The organism is Streptomyces sp. PR69, assembly GCF_026420845.1.
GTDB lineage: Bacteria > Actinomycetota > Actinomycetes > Streptomycetales > Streptomycetaceae > Streptomyces.
Map to the genome: position 1 here is coordinate 17,915 of NZ_JAOWCB010000029.1, position 14,178 is coordinate 32,092.

The window sequence follows — 14,178 nt, forward strand, 5'->3', positions numbered from 1 at the left end:
CACGGTCATGGGGAGGCCGTGCGCGCGGGCCTTTTCGCCGTCCGGCGCGGTAGGCCCCCGGGGCGGGGGCCCTTCCCCACCCACCCGCCCGCACCCGGCGGGGTGCTGGAAACGTGGGGTCCCCCCCGGAGGCGTGCCGCCATAGCGGGGGCGTCCGGGGGCAGCGCCCCCGGGGTCAGCCGAGCGTGGCGACCCGGTCGCGATAATTCCGTACCGCCGCCGCGTCCCTGTACGGCTCCAGCCTCCGCTCAAAGTCCCGCACATACTCCACCGCCCGCGCCGACCGCATCTCCGACGACTGGAGGGCCGCCTCCGCCCCCAGCGCGCAGGCCTGGTCCAGTTCCCCCAGCCCCAGCCGCGCCGAGGCCAGCACCACGCGGCAGAACAGCCGGCTGCGGGCATAGGCGGGGGCGCCCAGCTGGAGGGCGCGTTCGGCGTGCTGCACCGCCGACCGGTACTGCTGCAGATCGCGGTGGCAGTGCGCGAACTCGTCCGCGAGCTGCGCCTCGTCGAAGAACCGCGCCCAGTACGGCACCTCGTCGCCCGGCCGGGCCGTCTCCAGTGCCCGCTCGGCCCGCGCGAGGGACGCCGTGCAGGCCCGTACCTCGCCCAGCACGGCGTGTCCGCGGGCTTCCACGGCGTGCAGCAGGGCCTGCACCACGGGCGGGGCGGCGGATCCGATGCCTTGCTGGGCGACCCGGGTGAGCTGTACCGCCTCGCGGCCGTGGCCCAGATAGACCGCCTGGCGGCTCATCGTGACCAGTACATACGCGCCGTACGCCCGGTCGCCCGCCGCCTGGGAGAGCCGCAGGGCCTGGACGAAGTAGCGCTGGGCGAGGCCGTGTGCGGCGATGTCGTACGAGGTCCAGCCGGCCAGCCGGGTCAGATCGGCGGCCGCCGCGAACAGCCGCCGTCCGGTGACCTCTCCGTACACGCCGCGCAGCATGGGCTCCGCCTCGTGCTCCAGATAGCGGACGAGCGCCTGCCGGGCGTGCCCGCCGCCGTATGCGTGGTCGAGTGTGCGGAACAGTTCGCCGACGGAGCGCAGCGCCGCGATGTCGCCGGAGGTGACGCGCTGTCCGGGGCCGCGGTCGGTCGCCCGCTCCGCGCCGCGCTGCCGTGGCACGGAGGGCCGTCCCTGTACGGGCACACGCGGCCGGCCGAGCCGTTCGGCCGGCCCGAGGCGGTCGGCGCCTCCGGCGGGTCCCCCGAGGCGGTCGGGGGCTGCCAGCCGTTCGACGGGCTCGCCCCGGCCGGAGTCGCGGCCGAAGCCCCGGCCGGGGTCGCGGCCGGGGTCTCTCCCGGATTCCCGGCCGGATTCCCGGCCGGGGTCCCGCCCGGGGTCGCGGCCCTCACCGCGGGCCACACGCTCGTCGGCGCGTCCGATCAGCCAGTCGCGGCTCGGCACCACGAGCCCCGCCGGGGTGAACGCGATCTTGCGCAGCTCCGCGTGGCTGCCGGAGTCCTTGCGCCACAGCCCGCTGACGATGTCCACGGCCTCTTCCGGCGTCGCGGCGAACTCCAGCCCCGCGTACACCGGCGCGCAGGCGTCGAGGCCGAGGTCCTGCGCCGTCAGCCGGCGGCCGAGTCTGCGGGTGAACACCTCGGCGATCAGCGCGGGGGTGGTGCCGCGCGGCTGCTGTCCGCGGAGCCACCGGGTCACCGATGTCTTGTCGTACCGCAGATCGAGGCCGTGTTCGAGGCCCAGCTGGTCCACGCGGCGCGCCAGCCCCGCGTTGGAGAACCCAGCCTCGGCGATGAGCGCGGCGAGCTGGCGGTTTGGCGTGCGCTGCGAGGGTCGTTCCGTCATCAGCTGTGCGGTCTCCTGCCTTCCGGGCCGGGAGCAGCCCTCATAGAACGGCGCGAATTTAGCGGTCCTTCCGGCCGAGACCACCAGGTTCGCCCCACATTCATCCGATCGTGTGAGGATTGGGTGCGTCGCATGACGGATGCCCACCCCCTTCGAGCGTCGGTGCGTCGCCGTACAGTGGCGGGAGTGCACGGTGCGATGCGTGCAGCGTGAAGGCTTCGAGGGAGGCACGGCCGTGAGCAATGGCGCGGAGGGCGTGAACGGCACGGGCGGCGGACTGCGGTTCGTCCGGCTGGGTTTCGGCGAGGAAGCGGTCGAGTACCAGACGGCGTGGGAGCAGCAGCGCGCGGTGCACGCCTCCCGCTTCGCGGACGAGATCCCGGACACCTGTCTGCTGCTGGAGCACCCGCCGGTGTATACGGCCGGACGGCGCACCGAGGACAGCGAGCGCCCGCTGGACGGCACCCCGGTGGTGGACGTGGACCGCGGCGGCAAGATCACCTGGCATGGCCCCGGCCAGCTGGTGGGCTATCCGATCCTGAAGCTGCCGCGGCCGGTGGATGTGATCGCCCATGTGCGCCGGCTGGAAGAGGCGCTGATCCTCACCTGCGCGGAGTTCGGCGTGCGGACGACTCGCGTCGAGGGCCGCAGCGGAGTGTGGGTGCTGGGCGACCCCGTGGAGGAGCGGCGCAGCCGGGATGCAGCGCTCGGGGGTCTTTCGCTGGACTTCGATCCCCGGCTGCATGACGAGGAGTTCGATCCGCGCCTCAGCGGCCCGGAGTACGCTCCGTCCAACGCCGGCCAGCGCCGTGAGGACCGCAAGCTCGCGGCGATCGGCATCCGGATCGCCAAGGGCGTCTCGATGCATGGCTTCGCCCTCAATGTGAACCCGGACAACACCTGGTTCGACCGGATCGTGCCGTGCGGCATCCGGGACGCGGGGGTGACGTCCCTGGCGAATGAGCTGGGCCGGGATGTGACGATCGCCGAGGTGCTGCCGGTGGCGGAGAAGCATCTGCGCCAGATCCTTGAGAACGCGGAGCTGAAGCCGCGCGAGATCTCCCGGGCCGGCACTCCGTCCGCATAGGGAATGCTCGCCCTTGGTCAAGGGTTGGCCAGGCATAGGGCCATATGAACCACGGGCGTACCCTGGTGTACGCCGAAGAATCGAAGCCTAGGAGCCGGACGTGTCCGCAGTCTCACCCGACGGACGCAAGATGCTGCGCCTGGAGGTCCGGAACAGCCAGACCCCCATCGAGCGCAAGCCCGAATGGATCAAGACGCGGGCGAAGATGGGTCCCGAGTACAACCAGCTGCAGAAACTCGTCAAGAGCGAGGGGCTGCACACGGTGTGCCAGGAGGCCGGCTGTCCGAATATCTTCGAGTGCTGGGAGGACCGCGAGGCCACCTTCCTCATCGGCGGCGACCAGTGCACCCGGCGCTGTGACTTCTGCCAGATCGACACGGGCAAGCCCGAGGCGCTGGACCGCGACGAGCCCCGCCGGGTCGGCGAGTCGGTCGTCTCGATGGATCTGAACTACGCCACGATCACCGGTGTCGCCCGTGACGACCTTCAGGACGGCGGCGCCTGGCTGTACGCGGAGACCGTCCGCCAGATCCATGAGCAGACCGCGGGCCGCGAGGCCGGCCGGACGAAGGTCGAGCTGCTGGCCCCCGACTTCAACGCGGTGCCCGAGCTGCTTGAGGAGGTCTTCGCCTCCCGCCCCGAGGTCTTCGCGCACAACGTGGAGACGGTGCCGCGCATCTTCCGGCGGATCCGCCCCGGCTTCCGCTACGAGCGCTCGCTGGAGGTGATCACCAAGGCGCGTGAGTACGGCCTGATCACCAAGTCGAATCTGATCCTCGGCATGGGCGAGGAGCGCGCGGAGATCAGCGAGGCGCTGCAGCAGCTCCATGCCGCGGGCTGCGAGCTGATCACCATTACGCAGTATCTGCGGCCGTCGGTGCGCCACCACCCGGTGGAGCGCTGGGTGAAGCCGGCGGAGTTCGTGGAGCTGAAGGAGGAGGCCGAGGAGATCGGCTTCTCCGGTGTGATGTCGGGTCCGCTGGTGCGTTCGTCGTACCGGGCGGGGCGGCTGTACCAGCAGGCGACGCAGAAGAGGAACGGCTCGCACGCTGCTGCGTGAGTTCAGCCACAAGCGGCTACTGAACAGTAATAGGCGGTCCGCGCGGCCCGCACTCACCCTCGCAGGTCGGGGGCGGAGTGCGGGCCGCAGCCGCATATTCACCCTGCGCAAAAGGTTTCATCAGCGTTTGACCGCTCAGTCACGCCCTGGTAACACCAATCAGTGACACTCGCTTTACCCACCGTGGTACCACTGCCGTGCCGACCCCCGACCGAGGAGGACCTCCACGATGCAGGCCGCGCAGGTTCGTCCCGTACGCGCCACCGCCATCCCGTCCCTGACCGACGCGCTGCGCACGATGGAGGCGCTGCTGCTGGGCGGCGGCCAGCGCACCGCCCGCCGCAACGCCTGGACGGCGGTGCTGGAGGACCGGCGCCGGGCCAAGGACCGTGTGGAAGCGCAGCATGTGCTGGAGGCCGCGGCCGACCGCGCTCCCTGAGCCACGTAAACTTCGAGGCATGGCGAGGAAGGCAAACTCTGACAGCGGCGCTGACGCCGCGGCGAACCCCGGGCGGCTCAAGCAGATCGCCCTGACGTACAAGATGACCCGGCGGACCGATCCCAAGGTCGGGCTGGTCGTCGCGGGTGTGGGAATCGTCACCTTCGGTGTCTTCCTTGCGATCGGCTTTCTGCTCGGTTACCCGGTCTACCTGGGCATCCTCGGCTTCCTGCTGGCCTTTCTGGCGATGGCGATCATCTTCGGCCGGCGTGCGGAGCGGGCGGCCTTCGGGCAGATGGAGGGCCAGCCGGGCGCGGCGGCCGCGGTGCTGCAGAACGTGGGCCGCGGCTGGACCACCACCCCGGCGGTGGCCATGAACCGCAGCCAGGACGTCGTCCACCGGGCGGTCGGCAAGGCGGGCATCGTACTGGTCGGCGAGGGCAATCCGAACCGGCTGAAGTCGCTGCTCGCGGCCGAGAAGAAGAAGATGTCGCGGATCGTGGTGGATGTTCCGGTGCACGACATCGTCGTCGGCGACGGCGAGGGCCAGGTGCCGCTGAAGAAGGTCCGTACGACCATGCTGAAGCTGCCGCGGGTGCTCTCCGGCCCGCAGGTGACGGCGGCGAACGACCGGCTGCGCGCCATGGGCGACCTGATGAGCAATATGCCGATGCCGAAGGGCCCGATGCCGAAGGGCATGCGGATGCCGCGCGGCGGAAAGATGCGCTGAACGCTCCGCGAGAAGTGCCGCGATCGGCCGTCGGGCACGCACGGGCACGTCGACCGCTCGCGCCCGCGCGGCTGAGCCTCGTATCGCTGCAAGCCCGCGCCCCTTCGGGCCACACCGCGGAACCGCGCCGGATCTCACCGGACCCGCTGCCGCAGTCGCACAGCACGTGAAGAGGGCGGCGGCCGATTCCTCGGCCGCCGCCCTCTTCACGTCTGCACGTCTTCCCGCCGCTACATCCGCACCTGCACGGCGCGGGAGAGCCGGTCGTGCAGTCCGCGTCCGTCGCGGTCCCAGATCAGGGCGGGGATGGCGAGGGCGAGCAGCACGCTGCGCACGACGACGCGTACGACGCCGAGCCGCCCGCCGTCCTCGGCGATGACCCGCAGCCCGAAGAGCCGCTTGCCCGGGGTGCAGCCGACCGTGCCGACGGTGAGCACGCTCAGTACGAGGAAGATGCCGAGGGCCCAGTTGCCCGCCGCCTGACCGTTGCCGCCCGCGAACAGCCCGTATGCGATCAGGAGGCACAGCCCCCAGTCGACGAAGATGGCGCCGAAGCGCCGGCCCAGCGGGGCGATGGAGCCGGGTCCCGACTCCGGCAGACCGAGCCGCTCGCCCCGGTAACCGAAGTCGGCGCCCATCTCCTCGGCCGCCGCGCGCGGCCCGGAGAGCCACGATCCGATTGCTTGCCTGTTGTCCACCCGTACACGGTACTGCGCCCGCTTTGCGGCCCCGCGCCCCGGGGCCGGTCACTCCCCGCGACGGCCGTGTCACATGCGTCCCGCCACCCGGCCCGGTTAACTTCTCCGAAACAAACGGGTCATGCTTGAGAAATGCCATCTGCCTATGGTCGGGTCCAGCGTGTGCCACCGCACTGGCCGCACGACCGAGCTGCAACCCCGCCCCTCCCGGGTCGGGAGTAGGAGGAGTTGGATGTTCCAGAACGCCGACGAGGCCAAGAAGTTCATCGCGGACAAGGGTGTCGAGTTCGTCGACGTCCGGTTCTGCGACCTGCCGGGTGTGATGCAGCACTTCACGGTCCCGGCCGAGGCGTTCGACCCGGCCGAGCAGCTGATGTTCGACGGCTCCTCGATCCGCGGCTTCCAGGCGATCCACGAGTCGGACATGGCTCTGGTGCCGGACCTGTCGACGGCCCGCGTGGACCCGTTCCGCCGGGACAAGACGCTCAACATCAACTTCTTTATCCACGACCCGGTGACCGGCGAGCAGTACAGCCGCGACCCGCGCAACATCGCCAAGAAGGCCGAGACCTACCTCGCCTCCACCGGCATCGCCGACACCGCGTACTTCGGCCCCGAGGCGGAGTTCTACGTCTTTGACTCGGTGCGTTTCGCCACCACCGCGAACGAGGGCTTCTACCACATCGACTCCGAGGCCGGCGCCTGGAACACCGGCGCGGTCGAGGACAACCGCGGCTACAAGGTCCGCTACAAGGGCGGCTACTTCCCGGCCCCGCCGGTCGACCACTTCGCCGACCTGCGCGCCGAGATCTCCCTGGAGCTGAACAAGGCGGGCCTCAAGGTCGAGCGCCAGCACCACGAGGTCGGCACCGCGGGCCAGGCCGAGATCAACTACAAGTTCAACACGCTGCTGGCCGCGGCCGACGACCTGATGCTCTTCAAGTACATCGTGAAGAACGTCGCCTGGCGCAACGGCAAGACCGCCACCTTCATGCCGAAGCCGATCTTCGGCGACAACGGCTCGGGCATGCACGTCCACCAGTCGCTGTGGCAGGGCGGCGCCCCGCTCTTCTACGACGAGCAGGGTTACGCGGGCCTGTCCGACACCGCCCGCTACTACATCGGCGGCATCCTCAAGCACGCCCCGTCGCTGCTGGCCTTCACCAACCCGACGGTGAACTCCTACCACCGCCTGGTGCCCGGCTTCGAGGCCCCGGTCAACCTGGTCTACTCGCAGCGCAACCGCTCCGCGGCCATGCGCATCCCGATCACGGGCTCCAACCCGAAGGCCAAGCGCGTCGAGTTCCGCGCCCCGGACCCGTCCTCGAACCCGTACCTGGCCTTCTCGGCCCTCCTCCTCGCGGGCCTCGACGGCGTCAAGAACAAGATCGAGCCGGCCGAGCCGATCGACAAGGACCTCTACGAGCTCTCCCCCGACGAGCACGCGGGCGTCCCCCAGGTCCCGACCTCCCTCCCGGCGGTCCTGGACGCCCTGGAGGAGGACAACGAGTACCTCCAGGCGGGCGGCGTCTTCACATCGGACCTGATCGAGACGTGGATCGACTACAAGCGCACCAACGAAATCGCCCCGATCCAGCTGCGCCCGCACCCGCACGAGTTCGAGCTGTACTTCGACATCTAAAGAGCGGGGTCGGGCGACCTGGGCGGGAGTCCGGGAAACAGGCTGTGACCTGCGAAAACACCTCTCAGTGTTTCTCGCTGATCCCCCTCGTTTCCCACCCCCTTGCGCACCGCGTGTGCACCGCCCGATCAATGCTCTGACTTGCTGTCAGGAACACAGCGAGGGCCGCTATCCACATCCAGGGGAGCGGCCCTCGCTAGTTTGGCGGGCCTGTTACTGAAGGAAGCAAGTCAGCCTACAGCGGGCTCGCGGTTCAGAGATCAGTCGCCACCCACGGGGTCCTCGACCCCCGCCTGCGGGTCTGGCGAGCTCTTACGCACCGAGAAGTCCAGGTGCCAGTCCTCGTCAGAGTACCCGTCGATCTCAAGTTAGCCAGGTGTACCGCCCCCCAGCCTGCAGCGGTAGCGGCGGGATACCCACCACGAAGGGAACATCCGTTGCCCTCGAGAACCACAGCGGTGTGCCGTCCGGCCTCGCAATGACCTGGACGTTCATGCCGTGCTTCTTGTGCTTTTGCGAGTAGTACGGCTCGTCGGCCCGGATACGGTCGGCGGGAATCGCGTTCCGTCGACAATGACGAAGTCGCCCTCGCCCAGGCCCACCAGGGCCTCGTGCAGGCCCGGTGCCCAGGCAGTCAGGACCTCGACGGTCTCGTCCACGTACCGCCACGCCGTCGCCTCCGACACCCCGAACCCGGCCCCCAGCTGGGCGAGCGTCTCGTTCTTCCGCAGATGGGCCAAGACCAGCAGAGCCTGCTTGAAGCAGCCCAGCTTCCGCCACGGCGAGTTCAGTTCACGCCTTCGGGCGCAGATAAGCCAGGAGACATGCTCGACCAGCTCATACGGGACGTCGAGCATGGAAGGATACGGAACCAACAGAGCCCCTCGGCCGCCGGTGTGATGAGTGAGATCACCACGCCAACGACGAGGGGCTCTGCCACGTCACCACCCTCGCCGACCAGCTCATTTCACCCCTGCAACACAGGATGAAAGAGGCTCACTCTCCAACGTGTTCTCGACCTGTGCCGGTATGTGAACTATGCCCGGATCACAGATGGTCGTTTTTGAGCCACTGAAGCGAATGAGTGAGCGGTCAATTACTTTTAGCGGGCTATGATCCGGTCGGTGGAGGCGTGGGGAAGCTTGGACATTTCACTGTCCCTGAACCTCACCGCTAAGACGATGAACTGCCTGGTGGGCTGCGCCCTACCTTTCCGGGCGGCTCAATTCGCTGAGGCCGACGGGACCTTCGAAAAGGGGGTCAGCATGCAGCTCGATAACGAAACCGCCAAGGGCTATGTCAAATTCTCCTTCGAAGGTCAAGACATCCGCGTGAGCGCCTCACTCCAGGTTGCTGTTGGTGGGGGTTTCGAAATACACGACGTCACCCTGATGCGAATCAAGGACTGAGCCCCTTGTCCCGGGCGGTGTGCCGCACCGGCACACCGCCGCTTGGGTGCAGCGGAGGGTTGTGCGAGGAGGACATGGTCGGGAGCCTTGACATCAGTGCGACTCTTGCGGCCGGACGGGCCGCGCCTAGTACCTGACTGTAAACCGGTGACCGTGTGGACGGTCAGCTCGCTGTCCGGCGACGAGAGGTCTGGAGTGCCCCGCAGGCTCCGGCCCGCTGTACGGTCGGGCGGATACCGCAGCCGTCGAGACGGGAGCCGAAGTGGAATCGAATCATGTTCCCGATTGGTTCTGGGAAGTCCTGGAAGCGACACGACCGCGTCTGTCTGTCCTGGAGTCGTGGCTGGGGTCGCAGCCCCGGGAAGTTCTCGAGGACTTCGCGCGCGCCTACCTGGACGCGGCAGAGGCGCTGGTCGACTTCTCGGAAGGCGTGAGCGTCGGCGGAGACATCTGGTCCGAGGACAGTACCGAAGATCTGTGCATGTGGGTGGTCGGGCAGGGCCGCGGACTCTGGCAGCTGGTGACGGCAGGAGAGCTCGGCCTGGAAGAGGTCGCGCAGGCGTATCTCGGCCGTACACCACTGCTCCTTGACGGGGCGGCTCCCTGGGACGGAGCTGTCACGGACCCGGAGCACAGGGGCTATCAGTCCCCCGAGACCATCGTCTACAGCGTCTACCGGACACGCTTCACTGAAGAGTTGTCGGAACGGCTTCTGGACGCCTGAGGATGCTGCCGGGTCGGCTGCGGTAACGCGGCGGGGCTCCCGGCGGATGCAGCGGTTGTCGATCCAGCCGCGCCGCCAGGAGCCCCGCATGTCGTTCCACCCTGCCCCAGCATCGGATGTCAACTCCGCTTTAGAAGAAGCGTGTTGTTGCGTGGCCTGCCGGTTCGGCCGGGTCGCCACCACCCGCCGCCAGCGGTACCCGTCGGACATGAATGACGCCAAGTGGGCAAGCTCGCCCGGCGCCCCCTGCCCGCGGTCGGCCGTGTCCTGTTTGACCAGTTCCGCAGGCCCTCGGCGCTGACCCCGATCTCCCGGGCCGCCTCGGTGACGGTCCTGCCGGACGAGCGGACCAGCGCGACCGCGTCGCGCTTGAACTCCTCCGAGTACCGCCTGCTGCGGTTGCTCAGGCTTCCCACCTGGCACTACTTCCTCTGGAACCTCACGTCCCAGTCTCCAGGTGTCCAACATCAAGGGGAAGCTTCACTCCTCCCACTCCCCCGTCACTGTCTTCACATGGCCGGCAACCGCGTGCTGCTGCGTGTCCGTTCCCTCCACTCGCACCCCGCCGCAGCGGCGGAGATCATGAGTAACGCGAGACTTTCTTCGACCGCAGCGTGGTCCTCCGGAATGGCCTGCGGGGTGGTACGGAAACCGCTGATGGCCGCCACCCCGGGGTGGCGGCCATCAGCGGTCGTTCAGGGCGGTCAGGCGAGGTCGAAGCGGTCGAGGTTCATGACCTTGGTCCAGGCTGCGACGAAGTCGTGGACGAACTTCTGCTTCGCGTCGTCGCTTGCGTAGACCTCCGCCAGGGCGCGGAGTTCGGAGTTGGAGCCGAAGACGAGGTCGGCGCGGGTGCCGGTCCATTTGACCTGGCCGGTGGCGGTGTCGCGGCCTTCGAAGATGTTGGCGTCTTCGGAGGTCGGGTGCCAGGTGGTGCCGAGGTCGAGGAGGTTGACGAAGAAGTCGTTGGTCAGGGACGCGGGGGTGGTGGTGAAGACGCCGAGCGGCGACTGCTGGAAGTTCGCGCCCAGGACGCGGAGGCCGCCGACGAGGACGGTCATTTCGGGGGCGCTGAGGGTCAGCAGGTTGGCCCGGTCGAGCAGCAGGTATTCGGCGGGGAGGCGGTTGCCCTTGCCCTGGTAGTTGCGGAATCCGTCGGCGGTCGGCTCAAGCGCGGCGAAGGACTCGATGTCGGTCTGGTCCTGGGAGGCGTCCACGCGGCCCGGGGTGAAGGGGACTTCGATGTCGAAGCCCGCGTCCTGGGCGGCCTTCTCGACGGCCGCGCCGCCGGCGAGGACGATCAGGTCGGCGAGGGAGACCTGCTTGCCGCCGGTCTGGGCGGCGTTGAAGGACTGCTGGATGCCCTCCAGGGTGCGCAGCACCGTCGCCAGCTGGTCGGGGTCGTTGACCTCCCACCCGCTCTGCGGCTGGAGGCGGATGCGCGCGCCGTTGGCGCCGCCGCGCATGTCGCTGCCGCGGAAGGACGAGGCGGAGGCCCATGCGGTGGACACAAGCTGGGACACCGACAGGTCGGTGGCGAGGATGCGGCGCTTGAGGGAGGCGATGTCCTCGGCGTCGATCAGCTCGTACGTCCGCTCGGGCAGCGGGTCCTGCCACAGCAGGGTCTCGGCCGGGACCTCCGGGCCGAGGTAGCGCGCGACCGGGCCCATGTCGCGGTGGGTCAGTTTGAACCACGCCCGCGCGAAGGCGTCCGCGAACTCGTCGGGGTGCTCCAGGAAGCGCCGCGCGATCTGCTCGTACGCGGGGTCGAAGCGCAGGGAGAGGTCCGTCGTCAGCATCGTGGGCGCGTGGCGCTTGGACGGGTCGTGGGCGTCGGGCACGGTGCCCGCCCCCGCGCCGTCCTTCGGCCGCCACTGGTGGGCGCCCGCGGGGCTCTTGAACAGCTCCCACTCATAGCCGAAGAGGATCTCCAGAAAGCTGTTGTCCCAGGTCGTCGGGGTGTTCGTCCAGATACCCTCAAGCCCGCTGGTGATCGTGTCGCCGCCCTTGCCTGTGCCGTGGCTGTTCCGCCAGCCGAGGCCCTGCTCCTCGATCGGGGCGGCCTCGGGGTCGGGGCCTACGGCGTCCGCCGGGCCGGCGCCATGGGTCTTGCCGAAGGTGTGGCCGCCGGCGATCAGGGCGACCGTCTCTTCGTCGTTCATCGCCATCCGGCGGAACGTCTCACGGATGTCGCGGGCCGCGGCGAGCGGGTCCGGGTTGCCGTTCGGGCCCTCAGGGTTGACGTAGATCAGGCCCATCTGGACCGCGCCGAGGGGGTTCTCCAGATCCCGGTCGCCGGTGTAGCGCTCGTCGCCGAGCCAGGTGGACTCGGGGCCCCAGTAGACGTCCTCTTCGGGTTCCCAGACGTCCTCGCGTCCGCCGGCGAAGCCGAAGGTCTTGAAGCCCATCGACTCCAGGGCGACATTGCCGGCGAGGATCATGAGGTCGGCCCAGGAGAGGCTCTGGCCGTACTTCTTCTTGACCGGCCACAGCAGACGGCGGGCCTTGTCGAGGTTGCCGTTGTCCGGCCAGCTGTTGAGGGGGGCGAAGCGCTGCTGGCCGGCCCCGGCGCCGCCGCGGCCGTCGCTGATCCGGTAGGTGCCCGCGCTGTGCCACGCCATCCGGATGATGAACGGGCCGTAGTGGCCGAAGTCGGCGGGCCACCAGTCCTGCGAGGTGGTGAGCACCTCGGCGATGTCCCGCTTGACGGCGGGGAGGTCGAGGGTCTTGAACGCCTCGGCGTAGTCGAACTCCTCACCGAGCGGGTTGGCCACGGCAGGGTTCTTGGCGAGGATCTTCAGATTGAGCCGCTCCGGCCACCACTGGCGGTTTCCGCCGCCCTGCGTCGGGTGCAGGGCGCGCGTGTGCGCGACCGGGCAGCCGCCTGTGTCCTTACTGCCCTCCGTCTTCGCGTCGGTGACGATTGCATCAGGGTTCTCAGCCATGGGAATCCTTCCGGATCAGGCGGATCACGATGGTTGTCCCGGCACGTCCGTCGAACCGGGCCGGGCTGCCGAACGGTTGTTGTGGCGTACGAGGCCCGCCGCGGTCAGCGAGTGGTCTCAAGCGGCCCGACGCGGACGGCCGTTCCCCGCCGGCCGGCAGCGCGTCGCTCCACTGGAGTCTCCTGTCCCTTGGCTATCGCCGGAACCGATCCTACGATGGACAGAGTCCAGGTCAAGAAGCTCACCTAATCCACACCCCATAGGGGTCCGGACAGCTGCCGGTAAACTCCGGGCATCCCGCCGAGCCTGAATAGGTGAACCGATATGAGTGACCTGCTCCAGCGACTGCGAGAGCGCGGCTGGCGGGTGACCTCCCAGCGGCGTGTCGTCGCGGAGGTCCTCGACGGCGACCATGTGCATCTCACGGCCGACGAGGTGCACGCCCGCGCGGCACAGCGGCTGCCCGAGATCTCCCGCGCGACCGTCTACAACACCCTGGGCGAACTGGTCTCGCTCGGCGAGGTGATAGAGGTCTCCACCGACGGGCGGGCCAAGCGCTACGACCCCAACGCCCACCGTCCGCACCAGCATCTGGTGTGCTCCGGCTGCGGCGCCATCCGGGATGTCCACCCCACCGGAGACCCGCTGGCCGACCTTCCGGCGGAGGAACGGTTCGGCTTCACGGTCTCGGAGGTCGAGGTCACGTACCGCGGGCTGTGCCCGGCCTGCGCGTGAATCCCGGCCTGCGCCCGGCCCCCCGGCCTGCGCCCGGCCCCCCGGCCTGCGCGCGGCTCCCGTCCGCACGTGAGTCCCCGCCTGCGTGTGCTTCCCGGCCTGCGCGTGGTTCCCGTCCGCATGTGAAGCCCGCCGTTTCCGGCTGCGTCGCAGCCGCCGGGAACTGAAGGCCGCCGCCGTCCGACTACTGCCCCGACAGGAGACCCGCGAGCGAGAGGCGAAGGTGCGGGATGGGCGGGCTGGACATACGGATGCGTGACGTCGCCTGCCGGCACGGCCGGGTCGAAGCCGTACGGGACGTGGATCTCGAGGTCGCCGCCGGGGAACGGGTGGCGCTGACCGGGACGAACGGCTCCGGAAAGAGCACGCTGCTGCGCGCCGTCCTCGGGCTGCACCGGCAGTGGGCCGGGGAGATCCGGGTCGGCGGGCGCGGCAGCCGCACCGCGGCCGAGTGGGCCTGGCGGCGGCGGGCCTGCGCCTGGATTCCGCAGAAACCGGCCGGCGGGCGGTTTCCGCTGCTCGCAGAGGAGTTGCTGCACAGCTCCGGCGCGCCCGCCGAGTCGGCGGAGGCCGCGGCGCAGCTGGGCGTGGGCGCCCTGCTGCGCCGGCCGCTGCACACGCTGTCCGGTGGGCAGTTGCAGCGGATGCACCTGGCGCGCGCCGTCGGCAGTGTGGCAGCCGGGGCGGGGGTGGTGCTGGCCGATGAGCCGACCGCCGCGCTGGACTTCGCCGGTCAGGAGGAGGCGGCCGATCTGCTGACCTCGCTGCCGGTGACGCTGGTGGTGGTGACCCACGACCGGGCGCTGGCCGACCGCTGCGACCGGGTGCTGGAAATGGCCGCGGGGCGGTTGCGGGAGGTCCGGTGAGCGGGGTGGCCGGGGCGGCGGTCCGGGATGGCG

General features: G+C 69.5%; 13 protein-coding genes and 1 pseudogene. 9 read left to right on the plus strand and 5 right to left on the minus strand.

Features of this window, described 5'->3' with window-relative positions:
• Positions 1 to 175 precede the first annotated feature (175 nt).
• The gene (locus tag OF819_RS22995) at positions 176 to 1,810 is read right to left on the minus strand and encodes a regulator (RefSeq protein WP_267245511.1); all 1,635 of its coding nucleotides are present in this window, start codon (positions 1,808 to 1,810) and stop codon (positions 176 to 178) included.
• Between the two features lie 256 nt (positions 1,811 to 2,066).
• On the opposite strand from OF819_RS22995, the gene lipB reads away from it, so the two are divergent.
• The 4 genes from lipB (at position 2,067) to OF819_RS23015 (ending at position 5,126) form a co-directional block, all read left to right on the plus strand.
• Positions 2,067 to 2,897, plus strand: a complete 831-nt coding sequence (gene lipB / locus OF819_RS23000) for a lipoyl(octanoyl) transferase LipB (protein ID WP_416370605.1) — start codon at positions 2,067 to 2,069, stop codon at positions 2,895 to 2,897.
• 100 nt (positions 2,898 to 2,997) lie between these two features.
• Positions 2,998 to 3,957, plus strand: coding sequence for a lipoyl synthase (lipA, locus tag OF819_RS23005; RefSeq protein ID WP_267245512.1), 960 nt, complete (start codon positions 2,998 to 3,000; stop codon positions 3,955 to 3,957).
• Between the two features lie 229 nt (positions 3,958 to 4,186).
• Positions 4,187 to 4,396 (plus strand): hypothetical protein, encoded by a 210-nt coding sequence (locus OF819_RS23010; protein ID WP_267245513.1) that lies wholly within the window; start codon positions 4,187 to 4,189, stop codon positions 4,394 to 4,396.
• A gap of 19 nt (positions 4,397 to 4,415) precedes the next feature.
• The gene (locus OF819_RS23015; protein ID WP_267245514.1) at positions 4,416 to 5,126 is read left to right on the plus strand and encodes a DUF4191 domain-containing protein; all 711 of its coding nucleotides are present in this window, start codon (positions 4,416 to 4,418) and stop codon (positions 5,124 to 5,126) included.
• Positions 5,127 to 5,356: 230 nt separating this feature from the next.
• Here OF819_RS23015 and OF819_RS23020 read toward each other — a convergent pair whose 3' ends face one another.
• Positions 5,357 to 5,824 carry an RDD family protein gene (locus OF819_RS23020; protein ID WP_267245515.1) on the minus strand — a complete coding sequence of 156 codons (468 nt, stop codon included), beginning with the start codon at positions 5,822 to 5,824 and terminating at the stop codon, positions 5,357 to 5,359.
• Positions 5,825 to 6,056: 232 nt separating this feature from the next.
• Between OF819_RS23020 and glnA the strand changes: the two genes are divergently transcribed.
• Positions 6,057 to 7,466, plus strand: a complete 1,410-nt coding sequence (glnA, locus tag OF819_RS23025; protein WP_267245516.1) for a type I glutamate--ammonia ligase — start codon at positions 6,057 to 6,059, stop codon at positions 7,464 to 7,466.
• Positions 7,467 to 7,901: 435 nt separating this feature from the next.
• On the opposite strand, the pseudogene OF819_RS23030 reads toward glnA, so the two are convergent.
• Positions 7,902 to 8,382, minus strand: a pseudogene (locus OF819_RS23030) (transposase family protein); the annotation flags it as partial.
• Between the two features lie 208 nt (positions 8,383 to 8,590).
• On the opposite strand from OF819_RS23030, the gene OF819_RS23035 reads away from it, so the two are divergent.
• Together OF819_RS23035 and OF819_RS23040 are read left to right on the plus strand one after the other, a co-directional pair.
• Positions 8,591 to 8,875 carry a hypothetical protein gene (locus OF819_RS23035; RefSeq protein WP_267245517.1) on the plus strand — a complete coding sequence of 95 codons (285 nt, stop codon included), beginning with the start codon at positions 8,591 to 8,593 and terminating at the stop codon, positions 8,873 to 8,875.
• A gap of 262 nt (positions 8,876 to 9,137) precedes the next feature.
• Entirely contained in the window at positions 9,138 to 9,599 is a 462-nt protein-coding gene (locus OF819_RS23040; protein WP_267245518.1) for a hypothetical protein, read from the plus strand.
• A gap of 119 nt (positions 9,600 to 9,718) precedes the next feature.
• Here OF819_RS23040 and OF819_RS29280 read toward each other — a convergent pair whose 3' ends face one another.
• A complete protein-coding gene (locus tag OF819_RS29280) occupies positions 9,719 to 10,015 on the minus strand; it encodes a transposase (RefSeq protein WP_416370601.1) in 297 nt (98 codons plus the stop codon).
• A 288-nt stretch (positions 10,016 to 10,303) separates the two neighbouring features.
• Positions 10,304 to 12,544: a catalase/peroxidase HPI gene (gene katG, locus OF819_RS23045; RefSeq protein ID WP_267245519.1), complete on the minus strand. Its 2,241-nt coding sequence runs from the start codon at positions 12,542 to 12,544 to the stop codon at positions 10,304 to 10,306.
• A 324-nt stretch (positions 12,545 to 12,868) separates the two neighbouring features.
• On the opposite strand from katG, the gene OF819_RS23050 reads away from it, so the two are divergent.
• Positions 12,869 to 13,279, plus strand: coding sequence for a Fur family transcriptional regulator (locus OF819_RS23050; RefSeq protein ID WP_267245520.1), 411 nt, complete (start codon positions 12,869 to 12,871; stop codon positions 13,277 to 13,279).
• A gap of 230 nt (positions 13,280 to 13,509) precedes the next feature.
• Positions 13,510 to 14,145 (plus strand): ATP-binding cassette domain-containing protein, encoded by a 636-nt coding sequence (locus OF819_RS23055; protein WP_267245521.1) that lies wholly within the window; start codon positions 13,510 to 13,512, stop codon positions 14,143 to 14,145.
• The last annotated feature ends 33 nt before the right edge of the window (positions 14,146 to 14,178 follow it).

Excerpts from the sequence above, each read along its gene's own strand:
- OF819_RS22995 (WP_267245511.1), bottom strand. The coding sequence starts at position 1,810 with ATGACGGAACGACCCTCGCAGCGCACGCCAAACCGCCAGCTCGCCGCG.
- OF819_RS23010 (WP_267245513.1), top strand. The coding sequence starts at position 4,187 with ATGCAGGCCGCGCAGGTTCGTCCCGTACGCGCCACCGCCATCCCGTCC.
- OF819_RS23015 (WP_267245514.1), top strand. The coding sequence starts at position 4,416 with ATGGCGAGGAAGGCAAACTCTGACAGCGGCGCTGACGCCGCGGCGAAC.
- glnA (WP_267245516.1), top strand. The coding sequence starts at position 6,057 with ATGTTCCAGAACGCCGACGAGGCCAAGAAGTTCATCGCGGACAAGGGT.
- katG (WP_267245519.1), bottom strand. The coding sequence starts at position 12,544 with ATGGCTGAGAACCCTGATGCAATCGTCACCGACGCGAAGACGGAGGGC.
- OF819_RS23050 (WP_267245520.1), top strand. The coding sequence starts at position 12,869 with ATGAGTGACCTGCTCCAGCGACTGCGAGAGCGCGGCTGGCGGGTGACC.
- OF819_RS23055 (WP_267245521.1), top strand. The coding sequence starts at position 13,510 with ATGGGCGGGCTGGACATACGGATGCGTGACGTCGCCTGCCGGCACGGC.